The sequence below is a fragment of the Halorussus sp. MSC15.2 genome (assembly GCF_010747475.1).
Lineage (GTDB): Archaea > Halobacteriota > Halobacteria > Halobacteriales > Haladaptataceae > Halorussus.
The window spans coordinates 184,654-206,247 of record NZ_VSLZ01000002.1; the positions used below are offsets into that span (position 1 = coordinate 184,654).

Consider the following 21,594-nt stretch of genomic DNA (forward strand, 5'->3'; position numbering starts at 1 on the left):
CGACTGAATCGCCCACTTCAGCCTCCGTTACTCCGTTTCCCGCTTCGTTATCGATTGTTCATACGGTAATCAGTAGATTTAAATGCATGATTGCATACCAATGTGGTATGCCACACCGGCGCAACCGATCGGATGGTGCGAACGATAGCCGACGAAAGTTCCTGAAAGCGAGTGGTGCTGGTGCCGTCGCCCTCTCTCTTGCAGGCTGTAGCGGTGGCGGTGACCAGACGACTACGGCCGACTCCACGACCGAAGAGACGACGAATTCCGAACCGAAAACGGTCACGGGGTCCTCCGAGGATATCCCGCAAGGTGGGACGCTCACCTACGGGATGTCCGCGAAACCTGACTCGTCGAACGTCCTCGTGGCGAGTTCGGTCTACTCCGGCGTCGCCCTGTTCCGCGTCTACGAGTCCGGCGTCGCCCTCGACCCCATCGCCAACGAGGTCAAACCGTGGGTCTTCAGCGACTGGACCATCGAGAAGTCCGACAAGCCGACCATCTACTTCAACATGCAGAAGGGGCTGAAGTGGAACGACGGCGAGGACTTCACCAAGGAAGACGTCCTGTTCACGTTCCGTTACTGCATGGAGAACGTGCCGGGCCAGTACGCGAGTACCATCGAACCGATGGAGAGCATCAAGGAGTCCTCGAAGAGCGACTGGGACTTCGCCCTCAAACTCAACAAGCCAATCGGCTACTGGGAGTACGACACCCTCGGGACGCTTCCCCTGCTCCCCAAGCACAAGTGGGAAGGGAAGGACTTCAAGAAGTACGACCCGATGAAGGCCAACCCGGACCACGGTCCGGTCGGTCTCGGCCCGGGTCGGCTCACGAAGTTCCAGCCCGACACCTCGATGCAGCTCGTTCTCGACAACGAGCACTACTACGACACGCTCAGTCAACTCGACTGGCGGAAGGAACACGAACAGATAATCGCTGGCGGGCCGTTCCTCGACAAGGTCAACTTCAAGATTTACGGCAGCAAGACCGCGATGACCCAAGCGTTCCTGCAGGGCGAAATCGACACCCACTACGGGAGCATGAAGACCTCGAAGCTCTCGAAGGTCAAGAACAACGACGGGATGGGTCTCGTCAAGGGTATCGGGAGTGGCTTCTCCTACTTCGGGTTCAACGGTCGCCGCAAGCCGCTCGACGACGTCGCGTTCAAGCAGACGATGTCGTTCCTGTTCGACGAGTACTTCTGGATTCAACGGCTGCTCCAGAACAACGCCATCAAAGGCGACTTCGCCCAGACGCCGGGGTATCCCGCACCGCGTCCGGACTACCAGTTCGCCAGCGAGGACGAGATGCTGACCCATCCGGCTACCAACGCCTTCGACTTCCGGTCGGCAGAGGCGGCGGTGCCCGACGTGGAGGCTATCCGCAAGTTCATCACCGACGGAAAAGTCATCGACGGCTCCTCGGGAACGTACGCCGGCAAGGACTACCCCGGCAGCCTCTCGGGCATCAAAGCCAGCCAGTCGGAAGCGAAGTACGACTACACCTTCGGGAAGGTCAAATCGTCGGTCCTCAAGGACCACCAGAGCGCCGACAAGGAGATTCGCGTGGACGGCAAGACCATCCCCGAGGTCATGGACGGCGAACCGATTACCATCTTCATCGACCCGCCGAAGAAGACGCCGAAGGAGGCGAAGGCCATCCAGCGCTGGACGGACAACCTGAAGACCGTCGGTATCCCGGTGAAGACCCAGACGCTGTCGTTCAACACCATGCTGTCGAAGGTGTACCAGCAGGAGGACTTCGACATCTACCCGATGGGCTGGGGCGGCACCGGTCCGTTCGGCAGTTCCGCCTACGCCTTCTTCCACTCGGACAACGCCGACGACCTCTCGAAGAAGGACCACAAATCGGACAAACTCAACGTCGAATCGACGCTGTACAACGCGGTCGGATACGGTCTCTCCGGCGGCAGTGCCGACAAACTGCTCTCGGACGCGCGGACCGAACTGAACCCCGACAAGCGTGACAAACTCAGCGCGAAGGCCCTAGAGCGCATCTACCTCGACATGCCGTACTTCCTCATGGACTACGAGAAGATGAAGTGGCCGGTCAACACCGAGAAGTTCGGCGGATTCATCGACGGACTCGTGGACCCGCCGTACGCGAGTTTCGGCACCGCGCTGAACAACATCCACCTGAAGGAGTAGCGACCTCGGCTCTCCCTCTCGCGGCGTTTTCGTACGGGATGCACTCCTAGTAACTCGTCGGCCTGAGAGGGGTCCGTGACGTGCTAAATCATCACATTCATAACGAACCTGCTCCATGAACAGCACGTATTTGCCGGAGTCACAATCGAAAGAAGAAACCACAACGTAATCGAAGTAAACAATGACACGAATTAGTGCAAGATACTTGGGCAAGCGATTGGTCGTGTCCTATCTGACCTTGCTTGTCATCATGTCGCTCCTCTTCGTCCTCATCAGGAGTATGCCGGGTTCGTTCATCGGTTCGATGATTACCCCGGAACTCGACCAGGACGACATCATGAGGCTGCGAGAGACTTGGGGCCTAAACGAACCGCTTTGGAGACAGTACGTCGATTTCATGATTAACTACCAGACCGGCCAGTTCGGACGGTCGCCGACGTACAAAGAGCCAGTTTGGGACATCATCATCCGACGGCTTCCGCGCACGATGATACTGTTCGGCAGCGCGTTCATCGTCCAGTTCATCGTCGGTCCGCTCGTCGGGATGTACCTCGGCTGGTGGCGTGGCACGCGGAAGGACAAGAGCATCTTCACGACGAGCCTCGCCGTCTACTCGATGCCGGCGTTCTGGATTTCGTGGTTGTTCATCTGGTTGTTCAACTACGAACTCGGCTGGTTACCGAGCACGTACATGTTCACCAAGTTCGCCAACTTCGAGTGGACGACGATGTCGATAATCGTGGACGTGCTCAAACACATCACCCTCCCGCTCGTCAGCATCGCGTTCGTCTCGTGGGTCGGTGCCATGTTGGTCATGCGACCCGCGATGAACAACGTGACCAGCGAGGATTACGTGTTCCTCGCGCAGGCGAAGGGACTCAGCGAACGGACGGTCATGATAAAGCACGCCGCGCGAAACGCGTTAATTCCGGTCGCGACACAGGCTATTGTCGGACTCGCGTTCCTGCTCGACGGCAGTGTCATCATCGAGAACGTGTTCAGTTGGCCGGGTCTCGGGCAGGTCATCGTCACGTCGGTGCTGAGCAGAGACTACCCCGTCTCGCAGGCGGCGTTCTTCATGCTCGCCGTCCTCATCGTCGTCATGCGACTCGCGACGGACATCGCGTACACGTATCTCGACCCGCGCATCAAGTTCGGGGGTGATTCCTGATGGCCGCCGAAACCGAGAGCAGTTCGCAGTTCGACTCGCTGAAGGAGCGCTGGCGACCCCGAATCGAGCGGTTCCGCCGAGGATGGGACCGGTTCACCGAGGAGAAGATGGGTGTCCTCGGTATCGTCATCATGGTCGTGTTCGTCACTTGGGCGCTGTTCCCCGACGTGTTCGCTCCCCATTCACTGGAGTGGCGAGCGTATCTAGGAACCGAACCCGGACGACTGACGGCCGAACAGGCCGAGTCGCTTCCCCACCCGCCGGCGTTCGGCGACCCGTTCTTCGCCCCGCTCGGGACGAACTACCTCGGGGAGGGTATCCTGACGCTGATAATCCACGCCGCCGACGACGCGCTGTACATCGGCTTCGCCGCGGGACTCCTGTCGAGTCTCGTCGGCGTTCCGCTCGGACTCGTCAGCGGCTTCTACGGGAACACGTGGATAGACGAGATGATTCAGCGCATCGTCGACGTGATGTACGGCCTGCCGTTCCTTCCGTTCCTCATCGTCCTCGTGGCGATTCGAGGTATCACGACGACGAACATCATCCTCGGCATCGCGGTCACCTCGTGGCTCAACAACTGCATCATCATCCGCGGGGAGACGCTCTCGCTGAAGGAACGCTCGTACGTCGAGTCTGCGAAGGTCGCGGGCGCGAGCGACACGCGAATCGTGTTCCGACACATCATGCCCAACGTCCTGCCGTTGGCGTTCGTCTTCCTCGCGCAGGACGCCGCCATCGCCATCCTGTCGCAGGCGTCGCTGGCGTACCTCGGACTGGCGGACTTCACCGCCAACTCGTGGGGCCTGATGCTCCAGAACATCAAGTCGAACGGATACGTCTTCGACGCGTGGTGGTGGCTCGTTCCGCCGGGGGCCTGCATCATGCTCGTCGCGGCCGCGTTCTACTTCGTCGGCTTCTCGATGGAGGACGTGACCAACCCGCAGGAGGACAGCTAAGATGTCACTACTCGAAGTCAACGACCTTTCGGTGCGGTACGACGCCGGAGAATCGCAGGTTCACGCCGTGGACGGCGTGAGCTTCAGCGTCGAACACGGCGAAACGTTCGGTCTCGTCGGCGAGTCGGGATGCGGAAAGACGACGCTCGGCAAATCGCTCGTCCACCTCCTCGACGCCAACGGGTACGTGGAGCGAGGCGAAGTGTGGTTCGACGGGACGCTCCCGAGGTGGGAGGACCAGAACGGCGAACCGCGTCGGGAGATAATCGATGACGACCAGTATCCCGTCCGCGAAGACGGGAAGACCGACCTCACCGAACTCGACGACCAAGACATCCGCGACGTGCGGTGGCGCGACATCGCGCTCATCCCCCAGAGCGCGATGAACGCGCTGAATCCGGTCTACAAGGTGGGTGACCAGATAATCGAGGCCATCCTCCGCCACGAACCGGACACGACGAAGGCGGAGGCCGACGAGCGCGCACGCGACCTGCTGGAACGGGTCGGTATCGAACCCAATCGGGCGGACGACTACGCCCACGAGTACTCCGGCGGGATGAAGCAGCGTGCGGTTATCGCCATGGCGATGGCATGCAACCCCGACATGCTCATCGCCGACGAACCGACCACCGCGCTCGACGTCATCATTCAGGACCGCATCCTCGAGGAGATAGAGGAGCTACAGGACGAGTTCGACGTGTCCATCCTCGTCATCAGCCACGACATCAGCGTGATGGCCGAAATTTGTGACAAACTCGGGGTGATGTACGGCGGTAAGATGATGGAGAGCGGGCCGAAAGAGGACGTGCTGGAGTCGTCCGCGAACCCGTACACGCTCGGACTGAAGAACTCGTTCCCGACGGTCAAACAGGAACAACAGCAGTTGGTCTCGATTCCGGGGTCGCCGCCGACCCTGCTCGACCCCAGTGACGGCTGTCGGTTCGCGGACCGATGTCCGTTCGTCGTAGACGAGTGCCACACGTCGCATCCGCCGATGTACGACGTGGAGGCCGCCGAGATGGGGACGCGGACCGAAGCGAGCGACCGCCACGCCCACCGTTCGGCGTGTTACCGGGTCGACGACCTCGAACAGATGCGCGAAGACGCAGCCAAGGAGGAAACATGGACCGAAACGAAGACCCACTGATAGAAGTCGAGAACGTCTCGAAGTGGTTCGACATGTCTCAGGGGGTCATGGACCGCCTGATGGGCAAAGAGCCGAACCCCGTGAAGGCAGTGGACGACGTGTCGTTCACTATCAACGAAGGCGACATTATGGGCATCGCGGGCGAGTCCGGGTGCGGGAAGACCACGCTCGGCAAACTGCTCGTGCAACTCCACGAACCCACCTCGGGAAGCATCCGGTTCGACGGCAACGACATCACCGACATGTCCAACGAGGAGGAGAAGGAGTTCCGCAAGCGGGTCCAGATGATATTTCAGGACCCCTTCGAGAGCCTCAACCCCCGGATGACGGTGTTCCAGTCGGTCGTGGAACCGCTCCGAATCAACGACATGCACGACGGGTACAACGAGCGCCGCGACCGCGTCATCGAGGTGCTGAACGAGGTGGGCCTGTCGCCCGCCGAGGCGTACCTCAACGAGTTCCCGAAGGAACTCTCCGGCGGCGAACTCCAGCGAGTCGCCATCGCGCGGGCGCTGGTGGTCAATCCGGACTTCGTCGTCTGTGACGAACCCGTCTCGATGCTCGACGTGTCCATCCGGGCGGGCGTCCTGAACCTGATGAAGGAGTTGCAGGACGAGTACGGCCTGACCTACGTCTTCATCAGCCACGACCTCTCGCTCATCCGGTACATGTGCGACCGGACTGCCATCATGTACCTGGGCGACCTCATCGAGCAGGGGCCGACCGACGACGTGGTGATGGACCCGAAACACCCCTACACAGAGGCGCTGTTCGACGCGGTGCCAGAAGTGGACCCCGAGTCCAAGCGCCACCGCGCCAACGTCACGGGCGAGGTTCCGAATCCGCGGAACCCGCCGTCGGGGTGCCGGTTCCATCCCCGTTGTTCGGAGATAATCCCGCCGGAGAACTGGACCGGCGACCAACCCGCCTTCCGCCGCGTGTTCAAGTTCAAACGACAAGTGGTCACCGAGCAACTCGACCCGGAAGATGTCGGAATCGGTCCGGGGACACCGCCGGACCGGGCCGCAGACGAGTTGCTCGAACACGGACTCGCGCTCGAACTCCCCGAGGAACACAAATCCGAGGGCGAGAGGGGAACCACTATCGAGTGGCAGCGACTCGACATCCCGCAGGACGCCGAGCAGACCTTGCGGGAGACCGCCAGACGAGTCGTGGACGGCGACTACGACGCGGCCCGGGAGATACTCGACGGCGAGTTCGAGACTATCTGTGCACGGGAGCACCCCGACCTGCGGACGGCGGGCGACCAGATAACCGCGTGCCACCTCTACGAGGGTGAGCACCAAGAGACGAGGAGAGCGCGGTCGAACGCCGACGACTGACGCACGCTCACCTTTCTCTCGTCCTGACGAATCGGTCGAAGCTATCGGACAACGTTTATGTTGTTACGGCAACCCGTCTTTGACAGTATATGACAGGCCGCATTCCCTTCAGTCCGCAGAAACCCGTCGCAGTGGGGTCGTTTCTGCTGGTGGCGCTCGTGGCGACGATGCTGTTCGTACCGACGTTCTCCGCCCACGTCGCAGTGATGAACAAGGTCAGCATCGACGCGACGGCGACCGACGTCGCCACCTCGGACGACGGGAGCCAACTCGTCGTCGAGATTCGAGTCCACAACCCGACCGGAAGCGCGTTCACCGCGTCGTACGGTCGATTGTACGGGAAGGTCGGTAACCGGACGCTGACGACCCCCGGGGTCGAACTCGACGGGGGAACCATCGGTGCGGGCGAAACCGGGACCGTTACCGCCCGTATCGACATAGAGGACGGCTCCGGCGAGGAAGCCGCGGCCGCCATCGAATCCGGACGGCTCCGCATCGTCGGCCAACTCGAAGGGACCATTCAGGACGTGGACGTCAGAATCGACGTGACGGAGGACGAAGTCGATGGCTGAGCGCACGCGTACGACGTCCGGGTTCGACCTCGACGGCGTCCGTACGAACCTCCGTCTCCTCGCGTTCACCCTGTTCATCGGGTCGGTTGCCGGGATGGGAGCGTTCATGTCGGTCAAGCACACGCTCATGCCGCTGGGAGTCTCCCAGACGTGGGCGTACGTCGTCATCGTGCTCGGCGGCGCGTACAACCATCTCCTCGCGAGAGACCTCACCGAGAGCATCACGCTGGCGTTGGGATCGTTCCTCGTCGGACTCGCCTTCCACGTTGCGATGTGGATTGCGCCACTCTGGCTGCTGCCGTATCCCCCGCTCGCGCGGGACGTCCTCCTCCCGAAGATGCTGGGTCAGGCGATAGCCGGTGCACTCTTCACGTATCTGGTGACGTTCTACGGGGCGTACTTTGCGACGGCGCTCGTCGGCGGCTATCTCGAAGGCTAACCGAGGCGTTTTTGGGCCGGCGCGCGCAACGTGAACTCGTGTCGAAGGACACCCCGAATCCCGAGAAGTCGGTGCGCGAACGGGGGACGTTCGCGAGCCACAACGACGACCCCACCCTCGCCAGTTACCTCTCGTCGCTGTTTCTGGTCCTGTCGGTCCCGGGGTTCATCGTGGCGGCCTACGCCGGACACTGGGCCGGACTCTACGGGTACGGTTCCATCGTCCCCGCGTTCGCCGGACTGCTCATCGCCTCGCTCGCCGTCGCCTTCTCCCTGATGCACTGGCTGACGGGTCGATAATCGACGACTGTGGACGCTGGTGGCCGGTCTCAGTAGGTGTTGGTCCGTAGGGTCATGTAGAACACCACGACCATCGCGGCGACGAGGAGGGAGAACTCGGTCCGCGTCGGCGACCCCGACGTTCCGTCGAAGAAGAAGGCCAAACTGGCGAGCCCGAGTCCGACCGCCAGCGCGAAGAGGAGGATAGTCCTGTTACCCTCGTCGGTCAACCAGACGAATATCGTCTCCTTCGGGTCGTCCATATCGACTGCTCAGTACCAGACGTCTTTGTAGTCGCAGTTGACGGGTTCGTTCGTGACGTTCTGTGCGAGCGCCATCGACGTGAGCGCGACGGTCGAGTCGGCGGTGAACGCCTCCTCCTCGTCGCGCCACTCGCAGACGCCGACGCCGACTTCGAGTTCCCAGTCTCGAATCGTCAGGAGCCACTCGTCCGGGAGTTCCTCCGCGTCGTCTCGGACCTCCACGCGGAAGAGGTACTTGTACGTCGTCTCGTAACGGTCGCTGATGTCCTCGCCAGCCATGTACTCGGGAAACGGCGGCGTGCCGAACAACTGGACGAGTCGATAGAGCGCCGTGCCGACGTCACCTTCGGCGACCTCGCCGGGTTCGTCGGTCAGCGGTGCCCGAACGTCGAGGTCGTCGCGGTCGTTTATCACGTCTTCGACGAGGACTTGGCCGTCCTCGCGGCGGCGACGAATCTCGTCCTGCGGAATCGGTTCGAGCACCAGATTCTGTAACTGTTCGAGGTCGGGCGCGTCGGGGTGAGTGCGAACGTCTATCGGCATGTTAGTAAGCGAAATAGTTGAAGCCGCGCCATCCGAGATAGCCCGCCACGAACGCGCCGATGCCGACGGCGGTCACGCCGATAGCCTCGACGCTGCTGACGGCCCCCTGCTGAATGGGGTCGAGACCGAGGTACAGCGTGATGCCCACCATGGTGAGGATGTATCCGACGACGATGCCGAGCAGCATGACTGCTAACGACGCAAAACCCGCCGGACCGCGGAGGGGTTTGGGTACTTGTTCGCGTATCGCCATGGTTTGTGGTATTATTCGCCAAGGTTAAAAGTTCCGCACTTTCAACGTGACGCGGTTCGCCGACGTCTGCCGGTTCCCCGCGACCCGCCCGACTCAGTTGCGGACGTCGTCCGAGGGTTCGTCGCTCTTCCGCGCGTCCGACTCGACGTGTTCGAGACCGTCACCGCCCAGCGGCGACATCTCGGGGTCGAACTCCCCGGTCCGGTCCGGGTCGGTCGATTCGTCGGGCGTCCCGCCGGACCGGTCGGGTTCGTCGGACGGCATGGCGACGTACTCCTCGGTCGGGGTCCGGAAGCGGTAGCCGAGGACGATGAAGAGTCCGCCGAGGACGACCCGAAGGACGACCCACGGCGAAGTGACTGCGTACTCTCCGGTCACCACCCCGCCGTGGAGGGCCTCTCCCACGAGGAGCGCCCCGACCACGAGCAGGAACGTACTCAGCATCGCCAAGAACCGTACTGAAAGCACGCACGGTGGTTGCTAGTGGCACGATTTACGCCTTCCGATTTCACGTCGAAGCGATGATACGCCGAGTCGGGGACGCGACTGACGGCCGAATTCGGTTGGTCGCCACTTTTCGACGTATTGTCACGATAACAAATCATATCCCCCGACTATAACGCCACCTGTCAAAATTATTTGTACTCTGGGCGTGCCGCGGTCGTGTCAGGAAATCCGGCACGAACCCCGGGGCAGGGTGTCAATTCGCCGTCCTGTCGGCCACAATTTTCATTATGCCTCCATTGACCATGTAAAGTAAAGTATGAGGACGTATCTCTTCTCTGTTACGAGGTTTTTTGCGTCATTAGGCGAGGGGAATAGCCAATGAGCGACGAACGAGACGCTGGGGACGACGCCCCAGACGAAAAACGACGGCAGGCCGAGGAGAGTTCGTCCGGCGGTCACGACGCCGACGCGCCGACACGAGACGGGTCGAACGCGCGGCCGACGGACGACGTCTCGGAGGCGGCCGAGGCGGGAGAATCCGACACCCGGAACTCCGATACGGAAGCGACCGATTCGGAGGGCGCGGCGGATGACGTGGGGTCGGGCGCCGCCGCCGACCAGACGGTAACCGGTGACGGAGACGACGCGGAGTCCGGAAGTGACGTCGAGTCAGGAAACGAAGCCGACGCCGAATCCGACGAGGACACCGAACCGGTGGACTTCGGGGACGAATCGACGGACAGTATCGAAGGTGAATCCGAAGACGACACCGAGGACGAATCGGTGGACGACACCGAGAACGAAACGCTAGACAGCGCCGAGAGCGAACTGGTGGACGATACAGAGGGCGAATCCGACGCCGACGCGGACTCGTCGGAAGACGGGCCGGACGCACTCGACATCAGCGACGAGGAGTTAGCCAGCGCGGACGTCACGGTCGGCGAGTATGACTGGGAGGCGTTCAAGGAGGAGTACTTCTACGAGGACGGGAGTCCCCCGACCAACTGGCGCGGGAAGCCGCGCCCCTTCGACGCCGCGGAGTATCTCGGCTACGAGGCCGACGAGACCGACTCGCGCGTCGAAGACGCCGCCGGGACCGCCGCGGGTCTCAGCGCCTACTTCGAGGACTTCCTCGACCCGGACGAGACGCCGGTCGCGCTCGGCGAGTACCTCTGGGAACACTTCCGGTACGAGTACTACTACGACGACGCCGAGAACGGGATGGCGCTCCCCCGGGACGAGTCGGGCGAGGTCGTCCCCTTCGACCGGGGCGAGTGGCTCGGTCACGACGACTTCCCGGCCAGCGTCTTCGAGGGCGGTCTCGCCGTCACCGACCTGAGCGCGAGTTTCGAGGAGTGGCTCGACCCGGCGACCACGCCCGTCACGAAGGGCGAGTACTACTGGGAGCACTTCAAGTACGAGTACTACTACGAGGACACCAGCGTCACCGCCCCCGAGCGCCCGCGAGACGAGGAGGGCGACATCGACCGCTTCGAGAAGGAGGAGTGGCTGGGCTTCCCCGAAGAGGACCTCGAAGAACTCCTCGCCGAGGGCGCACACGACGCCCGGAAACTCCGGAAAATCGAGGACGAGCGCACCCTCGACGTGCCCGAGGAACTCGACGAGGACGCCTTCTTCTCGACGGTTGAGGGCCACACCACGCTGGTGAACCGCTACGATTTGGAAAAGGAGGTCGCGCTCCCGAAGAAACAGCACTTCAGGGAGGTGGACCGCTACTGGGTCAACAAACCCTACTCGTTCGTCGTCATCTTCCACTCCGAGAAGGAGAACGAGACCAAGTACTACATGGTGGAGCCGTACTGCACGCCCATCGAGGACGACCTGCAGGAGTTCCTGACCCAGAAGCTCCGGTCGTCCATCAAGTACTCCAGCGACGACGTCGTCGTCGACGCGGAGGAAGAAGAACGCGGGGAGGTCATCGAGCGCGAGGCGCTCCAACTGCTCGCCCGCTACGACCTCTACGCCGAGAACGACGGCGAGCGCGCCCGACAGTTCCGTGAACTGCTCGACCGCTACGACGAGACCAGAGACGCCGTCTCGGCGTACGTGGACCGGATTCGGACCGAGACCGACGCCGCCTTCGACCCGATTCGAGAGGCGCTCGAACGACGGGACGGCGATACCGACGCGACGCCCGGAACCGCCGAGGGAGACTCGGACGAAGACGTCGGCGATGCAGATGCCGACGCTCCCGGGGCGGACGACGATTCCACGGACGACGCCGAACCGTCGCCGGACGCCGACGCCGCAACCGACGAGGTCGCGGCCGACGGCGGTGAGCGAACCGACAGTTCGCGACCCTCGTCGGGCGTTGCGTCTGACGGCGGCGCGGTCAGCGACGACCCGGACGCTGAGACCGGAACCCCGGTCGAGACGACCGAGGAACCGGCGTCTCCCGACTCGACAGGGACGTCCGGAGACGGCGACGATGAGACCGACTTACCCGCGACTCCCAACGACGCGGGCGAGAGCGACCTGCCCGAGACGGCAGACTCCGACGACGAACCCCGAATCCGCCTCGACGAGTACCTCGACCTCGACTTCGAGGCCGAGGGGACCCTGCGCGAGCAGGTTCGGACCGCGGTGGAGACCAAAATCGAGGACCTCGAACCCGACGACTCCGGCGGTCTCGACGGTATCTCGGTCCGGCCGGAACCGGTCCTCATCGAGGAGGACGACGAGACCCTTTCGGAGTATCAGGCCGAGAAGTTGCTCTACTACCTCCGGCGGGACTTCGTGGGCTACGAGCGCATCGACGGCATCAAGCACGACATCAACGTCGAGGACATCTCGGTGGACGGCTACAACTCGCCGGTGTTCGTCTACCACACCGACCACGAGCAGGTCATCTCCAACGTCTACCACGGCGAGGACGAACTCGACGACTTCGTGGTCAAGATGGCCCAGCGCTCGGGCAAGGGCATCTCCAAGCGCCAACCGCAGGTGGACGCCACCCTGCCCGACGGGTCGCGCGCCCAGTTGACCCTGGGAAGGGAGGTTTCGGACCACGGGACAAATTACACCATCCGGCAGTTCAAGGACGTGCCGTTCACGCCGGTGGACCTCGTGAACTGGAACACGTTCTCGCTGGAGGAGATGGCGTTCATGTGGCTCGCCATCGAGAACCACAAGTCGCTCATCTTCGCCGGGGGCACCGCGTCCGGGAAGACCACCAGCCTCAACGCGGTGTCGCTGTTCATCCCGAGCAACTCCAAAATCGTCTCCATCGAGGACACCCGCGAGGTCGAACTGCCCCAGCGCAACTGGATTGCCAGCGTCACCCGGCCGTCGTTCTCCGACGACGACAAGGGCGACGTGGACGAGTTCGACCTGCTGGAGGCCGCGCTCCGCCAGCGCCCCGACTACATCGTGATGGGCGAGATTCGGGGCGAGGAGGGTCGGACGCTCTTTCAGGTCATGTCCACGGGGCACACGACCTACACCACCTTCCACGCCGACACCGTGGGCGAGGTGCTGAAGCGGTTCACGACCGAACCCATCAACGTCTCGAAGACGCTGTTCACCGCGCTGGACTTGGTCTCCATCCAGACCCAGACCCGCGTGCAGGGGAGCAAGGTGCGCCGGAACAAGTCGCTCACCGAAATCAACGAGTACAACGCCGAGAACGACGAGATAAACGTTCAGGACATCTTCCAGTGGCGCGCCGAGGACGACGAGTTCATGCGCCTGTCGGGGTCGAACACCATGGAGGACATCATGTTCGACCGCGGGTGGGACCACGACAGACTGGAGCGCGAAATCCTCAAGCGCCGGGTCATCCTCGCGTACCTCATCAAGAACGGTCTCAACGAGTACACGCAGGTCGCCGCCACGGTGCAGGCGTTCATCAACGACCCCGACACCATCCTGACGCTCGTGGCCAACGAGCAGCTCGAGGAGAGCCTCGAAGACCTCCGGGAGATGGAGAGCGTCCAAATCGACGTGGACCCCAAGAAGGAGGAGATGGTGCCCCGACCCGACCCCGGCGAGGAGACCTACGAACTCGCCAAGGGCATCCTCGCGGAGGCCGAGGACCGACTCCTCGACGACTACCGCGGCGCGGACGCCGACGTGGAGGGTCTCGCGGTCGCGCTCGCGGAGTCCGCCGAACCCACCGACGCGCCCGCCGAAGTCGAGGTGGACCCCGACGCCGAATCCGACCCCGAGTCGGACAACCCGTTCGGGGACATTCTCGGCGGTGACTCGGGCCGGGGCGGCCCGTTTCAGGACACGGAGTCGGTCGGCCCGGAGGACAGCGTCCGGAACGTCAACGACGCCGGGGAACTGGGAAGCTTCCCCGAGGTCTACGACGAGGACGCGGCCGAGAGCAGCGAGGGGGACGACGAGTGGCCGAACGGACTCCCAGCAGACCGGGACGACGAAGACGAGTCGGGCGAGGACGGTTCGTTCGGCGACTTCGAGGCGGCCTTCGACGCCGACGACGAGGAGGACGAGCGATGAGTCACGGGAACCCGGGCAGTTCAGGCCGGTCGGCCGACGCGCTGGCCGACGCGTTCTACCCCCTCTTCGACTACCTGTTCGACGAGGACGGCGACTTCGTGGACGACGTGGAGACGAAACTCGCCGAGGCCCGGATGCCCGACACCGTGGAACTCTACCTCTCGCGAGGGCTGGCAATCGGCGTCCTCGCGGGCGTCGTCCTCTGGTTGCTCGGAACGTTCGTCGGTTACGTGCTGTTCGTGACCGGCGTCGTGGAGGTGGGCATCCTCATCGGCGTGCCGGTCCCCAACCAGACGGTGGCGTGGATAATCAAGACGTTCAAGATTCCGTCGCTGGTCGCGGTCAGCGGACTGGTCTTCGGCGCTATCGGCTTCGGCATCGGGTTCGGGTTCGTCGTCGGGATTCCCTACATGCGGGCCAGCGAGCGCGAACGCGAGATAAACATGCTGCTGCCCGACGCCATCTCGTTCATGTACGCCCTCTCCATCGGGGGTCTCAACCAACTCGAAATTCTGGAGGCGATGGCGATGGCCGACGACACCTACGGCGAGGTGGCCCGCGAGTTCCAATCCATCGTGCAGGAGACCGAGTACTTCGACACCGACTACCGGACCGCGATTCGCAAGCGGTCGCTGGAGACGCCCAGCGACGAACTCGGCCAGTTTCTGACCGACATGCTCTCCATCGTCAACTCCGGCGGGGACATGAGCGACTTCCTCGACGACAAGAAGGACAAGCACATGCGGACCGCCAAGCAGCAACAGGAGATGACGCTGGAGACCCTCGAACTGTTCGGCGAGATGTACATGACCCTCTCGCTGTTCCCCCTGCTGCTCATCATCATCCTCGTCATCATGTCGATGCTCGGGCAGGCCAAGGAGTCGATGCTGTACGCGACGGTCTACGGGCTGATTCCGCTGACCGGCGTCGGGTTCCTCGTGCTGGTCTCGACCGTCAAGCAGGACGACCCCGGCGACGGCTACCTCAACCCCGCCGACGGCGGCGACCGACTCGAAGCCACGACCGGCGCGGGCCTGCTGCACCTCGGCCTCGTCGAGAAGTACGTGGGCGATTTCTCGGTCTTCGACCGCATCAAGAGCCGCGAGGGGACCTTCGAGACCGTGGCCCTGCTGAAGCGACCGCACGTCTTCTTCCGGGACCACCCCCTGTTCATCCTCGGACTGACGTTCCCCGCCTCGCTGGTGCTCGTCGGGAACGCGGTCTGGACCGGCGCGGCTCCGCGCAGTTTCAAGGAGATGGTCGCCAACCCCATCTGGGGAACGTTCATCTACGTCTACGTCCCGGTGTACGTCAACTTCCTGCCGCTGGCGATATTCCACACGTGGAACGTCCGGTCGCGACAGGCGGTCATCAGCAAACTCTCGGACAACCTGCGAAAGCTGTCGTCGGCCAACGACACCGGCCTGACCCTGCTCGAATCCATCCGGACCGTCGCCGACACCTCGACCGGGAAGCTCGCCGACGAGTTCGACGTGATTCACGCCAAGGTCGAGTACGGGATGAGCCTGAAGGCCGCGCTCATCGAGTTCAACAACCGGTATCACATCCCGCGCCTCGCCCGGACGGTCAAACTGGTCTCGAAGGCACAGGAGGCCTCCAGCCAGATTACGGACGTCCTCTCGACCGCGGCGCAGGCCAGCGAGAATCAGGACGACATCGACCGCGAGCGCAAGTCCCGCTCGCGGATGCAGGTCGTCATCATCATCATGACCTACCTGACGCTGCTCGCGGTGATGGCCATTCTGAAGGTCAAGTTCCTCGACGTGATGGCCGGACTCGCCGGACAGGCCTCCTCGTCGGGCGGGGCGGGTGCGAGCCAGTTCGGCGGCGGCGTGGACACCACGCTCCTCTCGATGTTGTTCTTCCACGCCGTGACCCTGCAGGCCATCCTCTCGGGGTTCATCGCGGGCTACATCCGGGACGCATCGCTGCTGTCGGGCGTGAAGTTCGCGGTGATACTGCCGACCGTCGCGCTCGTCACCTTCTCGTTCATCTAACCATGCACGCACGAACCGACACCCCGAACGAGAACGCCGCCCGCGGCGGTACGCGAGGCCAGACCAGCGTCGATTTCGTCGTCGGGATGAGCGTCTTCCTGCTGACGGTCGTGTTCGTCGTCGCGTTCCTCCCCGGCGTCTTCGACCCGTTCACCGCCAGCGGCGAGGGCGACGTGCTGGCGGCCGACCGGACCGCGACGCTGCTGGCCGAGCAGTTGCTCGCCGACCCGTCCTCGCCGTCGGTCTTCGACTCGGCGTGTACCGCCGAGTTCTTCGACGCCGCGGGCGACGGCGCGGGTGGCGTGGCCGGGTGCCAGTTCACCACCGACGCCGCGGACCTTAGCGCCGCGCTCGGAGTCGGCCCGGCGGTGGCGGTCAACGTCACCGTCGAGGAGAACGGCACCGTGCGGTCGGTCAGTCCGGGCGGGACGTCGGTCTCGCTCGACGCCGGACCGACCCCGCCCGAGTCCGAGAGCGTGGTCGTCTCTCGCCGGGTGGTACTGCTCGGCGGCGAACAGAGCGACCTCTACGTGAGGGTGTGGTAGCGTGAGCGACGACGCGCCCCGCGGACAGGTCCACACGCTGGAGGCGTTCACCGCCGCCCTGCTGGTCGTCTCGGGCGTGCTGTTCGCGCTCCAGACGACCGCGGTGACGCCGCTCACCGCCAGCACGTCGAACCAGCACATCGAGAACCAACACCAGAGCGCGGCCGGAGACCTGCTGGCGACCGCGGCCGAGAACGGGACGCTCCGACCGGCCGTGACGTTCTGGGACCCCGGGAACGGCAAGTTCGTCGGCGCGACCAGTCGGGGGTTCTACGCGAACGGCGGCCCGCCCAACGCCCTCGGAGCGGCGTTGAACCAGACGTTCGGCAACTTCTCGACGTCCGGGCGGCGCATCGCGTACAACGTCTACGTCAGGTATCGGACCGCCGGGAACGCGACCCGGCGACAGACGATGGTGTACATGGGGTCGCCCAGCGACAACGCCGCGACCGCGACCCGGACGGTCGCGGTGTACGACGGGTCCCCGCTGGCCGGGCCGGGCGACGGGAACGTCTCGTCGGCGAACTTCTACGCGCCGGACGCCGCGCCGAACGCGTCGCTGTACAACGTCATGGAGGTGCGAATCGTCGTATGGCAGATGTAAGACCGAAACCGAACCGAGAGAGCGACGACGACGGCCGCCGCGAGCGCGGCCAGTTGATACTCGTGACCGGCCTCGCCATCGCGGTGATGCTGGTCGCGCTGGTCCTGTTGTTGAACACCGTCATCTACACGCAGAACCTCGCCACGCGCGGGGCCGGAATAGACGACAGCGGGGCCGTCTCCTACCGACAGGAGGTCGTGAGCGGCGTCGGCGGCGTCGTGGACGCCGAGAACCGGGAGGGCTACGACTCCCGAGCGAAGGTAGAGCGGAACGTCACCGCGGCTATCGGCCGGTTCGACGACTTGACCGCCGGATATCGGGCCGAGCGAGCCACCGTCGCGCGGGTCGAGACCGACTCGGTCTCGTTCACCGACGGGACTCTGCTCTACCAGACCAACGCCTCGCGGACCCTCACGAGCGACGGCGGGTCGGACGACTGGACGCTGGCCGAGAACGTCGGCGAGGGAGGCGGGCCGGGCGTGCGCCACGTCACGGTGACGGTCTCCCGCGAGAACCTGAGTACGAGCGTCTCGACGGCGTTCGCGGTGCGGACGCGCACCGCCTCGGACGAGTGGCGGGTCCACCTCTACGACGACGGGTCGGCGGTGGCGGTCGCGGTCCAGAACGCCAGCGAGTCCTCGCCTCACCGGGTCTGCTCGACGTCCGGTCCGGAAGCGACGGTGGACCTCACGGCGGGAACCGTCAACGGGACGCGGTGTCCCGCCCTCGACTGGGCGACGGGCGTCTCCGCGCCCTACGACCTCGCGTTCGAGAACGGAACCGAGGCCACCGGGACCTACGGCGTGACGGTCGCCAAACCACCCTCCGACGGCGACGTGCGCTCGGGGAACTTCGCCGGGCCGGACGCCGAGGAGTCGCCGCGGGCGGTCCCCGCGGTCTACGACGCCGAGTTCGACGTCCACTTCGAGACGTCGGACCTCTCGTTCCACACGACCGTCCGGGTCGCGCGGGGTGAGCCAGCGTGACCCGACCGCGTCCGCGACGCGGGGGACAGGACGAGGACCGCGGCGGCATACGTCGGAGACTCCGCGCGGACGACCGCGGGGTCTCGGTCACCGTCAACTACGCGCTCAACCTCGTGGTGGCGACGCTGCTCATCGGGGGCGTCCTGACCGCCACCGGCGGGATGGTGGACGACCGGCGGGAGTCGGCCGCGCGGACGGAACTGTCGGTCCTCGGCGAGCGCGTCGCCACGGACCTGATGGCGGCCGACAGACTCGCCGAAGTCGGGCGGGGCGACGAGACGGTCGCCGTCTCCGTGACCCTCCCCGAACGGGTCGCCGGGGCGCGCTACGAGGTGGAAATCGACGCGACTGCGTCCGGTTCTACGATACTCCTCCGGTCTGACCATCCGGAGGTGACGGTCAGGGTCGGGTTCCGTAACGCCACCGCGGTCGAATCGACCACGGTTCGTGGCGGCGACCTCCGAATCGAGTTGAACACCGGTGGCTCGCCGGACCGACTGGAGGTGTCCAGCGCGTGATGGACCGCCGCGGGGTCAGCGAGACCATCGGCTTCGTGTTCGTCTTCGCGCTCGTGACCGCCTCCATCGGCGTGGTCTACACCACCGGCATCGGCGGACTGGAGGACGCCCGCGAGGACGAGCAACTCACCAACACGGTCCGGGCGTTCGACGTGCTGGCCGACAACGTCGCCGACGTGACCCACGAGGGCGCGCCCAGCAGGGCGACCGAACTCAAACTGTCGGGCGCGACGCTCGGGTTCGGCGACCCGGTGCGCGTCGAAGTGCAGGCCAACGACACCGACAGCGACGCCAACCTGACCGTCGGGCGGACCGCCCGACCGCTGGTCTACGACGCTCCGTCCGGAGAGGTGGTGTACTCGATGGGTGCGACCTTCCGAGTGGACGACGGGAACGCCGCGATGCGGACCGAACCCGGTCTGGTCGTGGACGAGCGGCGGTCGGTCGTCCCGCTAGTCGTCACCTACCCCAGGTCCGACTCGGGCGGCGTGGGCGGGAGTTCTACGGTCTTACTCGTCGCCTACCGCCAGTCGGTCGGCGTCGGCGGCCAGTTGGACACGGGGTCCGACGCCGCGGACGAGGTCCGGGTCAACGTCACGGTCGAGTCGCCGCGGGCGGCGGCGTGGGGGCGGTACTTCGAGTCGATGGGGATGACGCCCCCCGACTCGAACCCGGCCGCGGCAGACGCCGCCGACGGCGAGGTGACTTACCAGTTCTACACCGACGGCCTGCTCGTGTCCGACTCGGTGGTCGAGTTCTCGATTTCGGGCTGAGGGGGTCCGTGTTTCGGTCGGGAGTAAAATAGCGACGGATTCCCGAAGTTCGTTGCCGGAAGTCTTCTCGGCCGGTCGTTCTCAGACGCTGGTGACGTTCACGCGGGCGACGCTGATGTGGAGGTAGGTCAGTCGCGGAACGTTCTCGGACGCGCCGATGACGGGGTCCACCGACTTGAGCGCTTGGTCGAAGTGAATCGACCCGCCCGACTTCAGGAGCGTGTTGCCGCCGCCGACGATGCCGCCGTAGAGTTCGGCCTGACTTTTGACCGTAATCGACCCCGAGTTGGTGTCGGTACCCGGCGCGTAGATGAGACCGACGAACTGGGTGTGCGTTTCGAGTCTCACGTCGAGACCCGGCCCGGCGTAGACTCGCAGCGACGGCGAGTAGTGAGTGGCGGTGTCCCCGACGGTCGAGTCCTTGAGGTGGAACTTCGACCCGCTGGTGTAGAGTTTCACCATCCCGCCGTCGGGGTCGGCCACCTCGACGTTCACGTCGTTCCAGACGATGTCGTCGTCCACGACGAGCGTGATGTCCCCGCCGGTGTTGTCGAACCTGAGCGTCTGACTCGAATCGAGGTCGTCGTTGGAGATATAGTACGCCCCCGAGGGGAGCGTCAGCGTCGATTCGGAGTCGTTCCACGTGTCCGTGCTCTCGTTGATTGCCGTCACGCCGCCGTTCTGGTTGTTCGAGGGGTCGCTGTAGGTCGCCACCTTTCCCTGCACCATGTCGCCGATGGGACTGATGTCGGGGGCGGTACCGTTGTTGGCCTGCCACCCCTCGACTGAACTACAGTCGCTGCCCGGCGAACCGCCGTTGCAGTTGACCGTCCCGCCGTACGAGAGGTTGCCGTGGACGGTGACGCCACCGCCGAAGTCGACGGTCCCCCCGCCGGTACGCAGGTCGCCGTAGATTTCGGCACCGCCGGTCAGTTCCACGCTCCCCTTGGTGACGATGGTCCCGTTGTCGGAGGCACCTCTACCCGAGTATCCCGTGCCGTCCGAGGAGTTGTAGCTGTCGGTGAACGACGACCCGCCAGCGCCTTGGATGGTCATCTGGTCGGGCGTCGTCCCGGCCAGCGCGTTCGTGACGTTCCGCGTCCGCGTGGGGACGACCAGCGAGATGGTGACGCGGTTCTCTGGGTGGTAGTACGTGACCGACCCGCCGGTTCGCTGCTCGAAGAACCGGCCCCATGCTTGGTAGTAGTCGCTCCGTACCGTGACGTTCACCTCGCCGTTCGTGAGCGGGTTCCGGAAATCGGGGTCGCTGCGTTTCGGAAACTTCGACTCGGGGTCGCCGCCGCTGGTCATCCGAACGCGGCCGTCGAGCGTCTTGCTCCCGTTGATGGCGACGAGCGGTAGCGTGAGCGTGGTGCCGCGGTAGTGGAACTCCGGCGGCGACACCATCGTACTCCCGTTGGCGGTTCGCTTCCAGACGCCGCCACCCTGATACGCGATGCTCGTGTCACCGTTTCGGTAGGATATCGCGCCGAGGGTCTGGTTCATCACGACGTGTTCGGTCGTCCCGTCGGTTCGATTGACGACCCGAACTCGCATCCATCCGGTCCGATTCTCCACCGTGGCGCTATCGACCCCCAGCGAGACGCTCTGGGCGGGCGACGGGCCGATACCGACCAAACTCGCCTTCGAGTCGAGTTGCGTCATGGCGTGTTCGGCGCTGTCTATCTCCGAAGACTGCTTGGAGTCCGACAGCGCCGACGACCCGAACGCGACGATGAGGCCCGTGCCCGTGATGGTGATGGCGAGCAGGAGAACGACGCCCAACACTTCCGACTGGCCGCGTGCCCTCCTCGCCGTTCCTGACGCCGAATCCGTCGGCGATTGGCGTCCCCCAACTGCGCCGTCGCTCGAACTCCACCGGCCGGTCATACCGACCTCATCGAACCACGGCCTTATAAACTAACCCGCCACCCCTCGGGAAAAATTCACTAGCGAACTGACGGGACGGCTGGCGCTGGCAGACTTCGGGGCGTCTCCGCGTCACGGCGTGTCTCCCCCGAGAAGTCCCCGCACACCGGCACGTTCGACCGCTCGCGCCGGAATCCCGATATCATCGGAAAG

The 21,594-nt window shown here is 64.3% G+C and carries 20 protein-coding genes; 15 read left to right on the top strand and 5 right to left on the bottom strand.

Translation table 11 applies throughout. The features are described 5' to 3' along the window. Positions 1-107 precede the first annotated feature (107 nt). From FXF75_RS08085 to FXF75_RS08120, 8 genes are all read left to right on the top strand, one after another. Positions 108-2,171: an ABC transporter substrate-binding protein gene (locus FXF75_RS08085; RefSeq protein WP_240334578.1), complete on the top strand. Its 2,064-nt coding sequence runs from the start codon at positions 108-110 to the stop codon at positions 2,169-2,171. Between the two features lie 181 nt (positions 2,172-2,352). Further along, a complete protein-coding gene (locus FXF75_RS08090; protein ID WP_240334579.1) occupies positions 2,353-3,342 on the top strand; it encodes an ABC transporter permease in 990 nt (329 codons plus the stop codon). Beyond that, positions 3,342-4,301 carry an ABC transporter permease gene (locus tag FXF75_RS08095; protein ID WP_240334580.1) on the top strand — a complete coding sequence of 320 codons (960 nt, stop codon included), beginning with the start codon at positions 3,342-3,344 and terminating at the stop codon, positions 4,299-4,301. Before FXF75_RS08090 ends, FXF75_RS08095 begins: the two co-directional genes overlap by 1 nt. Position 4,302: 1 nt before the next feature. Then, the gene (locus FXF75_RS08100; protein ID WP_163521389.1) at positions 4,303-5,448 is read left to right on the top strand and encodes an ABC transporter ATP-binding protein; all 1,146 of its coding nucleotides are present in this window, start codon (positions 4,303-4,305) and stop codon (positions 5,446-5,448) included. Continuing rightward, positions 5,424-6,791 carry an ABC transporter ATP-binding protein gene (locus FXF75_RS08105; protein ID WP_163521390.1) on the top strand — a complete coding sequence of 456 codons (1,368 nt, stop codon included), beginning with the start codon at positions 5,424-5,426 and terminating at the stop codon, positions 6,789-6,791. Before FXF75_RS08100 ends, FXF75_RS08105 begins: the two co-directional genes overlap by 25 nt. An 89-nt stretch (positions 6,792-6,880) precedes the next feature. Then, the gene (locus FXF75_RS08110; RefSeq protein ID WP_163521391.1) at positions 6,881-7,363 is read left to right on the top strand and encodes a hypothetical protein; all 483 of its coding nucleotides are present in this window, start codon (positions 6,881-6,883) and stop codon (positions 7,361-7,363) included. Continuing rightward, complete coding sequence (locus FXF75_RS08115) at positions 7,356-7,802, top strand: hypothetical protein (protein ID WP_163521392.1); 447 nt, start codon at positions 7,356-7,358, stop codon at positions 7,800-7,802. Before FXF75_RS08110 ends, FXF75_RS08115 begins: the two co-directional genes overlap by 8 nt. Positions 7,803-7,840: 38 nt before the next feature. Next, complete coding sequence (locus FXF75_RS08120) at positions 7,841-8,101, top strand: hypothetical protein (protein WP_163521393.1); 261 nt, start codon at positions 7,841-7,843, stop codon at positions 8,099-8,101. A gap of 29 nt (positions 8,102-8,130) precedes the next feature. On the opposite strand, the gene FXF75_RS08125 is transcribed toward FXF75_RS08120, so the two are convergent. From FXF75_RS08125 to FXF75_RS08140, 4 genes are all read right to left on the bottom strand, one after another. After that, entirely contained in the window at positions 8,131-8,343 is a 213-nt protein-coding gene (locus FXF75_RS08125; protein ID WP_163521394.1) for a hypothetical protein, read from the bottom strand. 9 nt (positions 8,344-8,352) lie between these two features. Next, entirely contained in the window at positions 8,353-8,886 is a 534-nt protein-coding gene (locus tag FXF75_RS08130; RefSeq protein WP_205427378.1) for a hypothetical protein, read from the bottom strand. Between the two features lies 1 nt (position 8,887). Continuing rightward, positions 8,888-9,139 (bottom strand): hypothetical protein, encoded by a 252-nt coding sequence (locus tag FXF75_RS08135; protein WP_163521395.1) that lies wholly within the window; start codon positions 9,137-9,139, stop codon positions 8,888-8,890. Positions 9,140-9,232: 93 nt separating this feature from the next. After that, positions 9,233-9,607: a hypothetical protein gene (locus FXF75_RS08140; protein WP_163521396.1), complete on the bottom strand. Its 375-nt coding sequence runs from the start codon at positions 9,605-9,607 to the stop codon at positions 9,233-9,235. A gap of 357 nt (positions 9,608-9,964) precedes the next feature. On the opposite strand from FXF75_RS08140, the gene FXF75_RS23465 reads away from it, so the two are divergent. From FXF75_RS23465 to FXF75_RS08175, 7 genes are read left to right on the top strand one after another with little or no spacing between them, the layout of a single operon-like run. Then, complete coding sequence (locus tag FXF75_RS23465; RefSeq protein WP_375335532.1) at positions 9,965-14,068, top strand: ATPase, T2SS/T4P/T4SS family; 4,104 nt, start codon at positions 9,965-9,967, stop codon at positions 14,066-14,068. Beyond that, positions 14,065-16,086, top strand: a complete 2,022-nt coding sequence (locus FXF75_RS08150; RefSeq protein ID WP_163521397.1) for a type II secretion system F family protein — start codon at positions 14,065-14,067, stop codon at positions 16,084-16,086. Before FXF75_RS23465 ends, FXF75_RS08150 begins: the two co-directional genes overlap by 4 nt. 2 nt (positions 16,087-16,088) lie before the next feature. Then, a complete protein-coding gene (locus FXF75_RS08155; RefSeq protein WP_163521398.1) occupies positions 16,089-16,631 on the top strand; it encodes a hypothetical protein in 543 nt (180 codons plus the stop codon). 1 nt (position 16,632) lies between these two features. Next, the gene (locus FXF75_RS08160; protein ID WP_163521399.1) at positions 16,633-17,235 is read left to right on the top strand and encodes a hypothetical protein; all 603 of its coding nucleotides are present in this window, start codon (positions 16,633-16,635) and stop codon (positions 17,233-17,235) included. Next, a complete protein-coding gene (locus FXF75_RS08165) occupies positions 17,223-18,221 on the top strand; it encodes a hypothetical protein (RefSeq protein ID WP_163521400.1) in 999 nt (332 codons plus the stop codon). The genes FXF75_RS08160 and FXF75_RS08165 overlap by 13 nt, the downstream gene beginning before the upstream one ends. Continuing rightward, complete coding sequence (locus tag FXF75_RS08170) at positions 18,218-18,739, top strand: hypothetical protein (RefSeq protein ID WP_163521401.1); 522 nt, start codon at positions 18,218-18,220, stop codon at positions 18,737-18,739. Before FXF75_RS08165 ends, FXF75_RS08170 begins: the two co-directional genes overlap by 4 nt. After that, positions 18,739-19,512 carry a hypothetical protein gene (locus FXF75_RS08175; protein WP_163521402.1) on the top strand — a complete coding sequence of 258 codons (774 nt, stop codon included), beginning with the start codon at positions 18,739-18,741 and terminating at the stop codon, positions 19,510-19,512. The genes FXF75_RS08170 and FXF75_RS08175 overlap by 1 nt, the downstream gene beginning before the upstream one ends. A gap of 81 nt (positions 19,513-19,593) precedes the next feature. Here FXF75_RS08175 and FXF75_RS08180 read toward each other — a convergent pair whose 3' ends face one another. Next, positions 19,594-21,402, bottom strand: coding sequence for an archaellin/type IV pilin N-terminal domain-containing protein (locus FXF75_RS08180; protein ID WP_163521403.1), 1,809 nt, complete (start codon positions 21,400-21,402; stop codon positions 19,594-19,596). Positions 21,403-21,594: the final 192 nt, after the last annotated feature.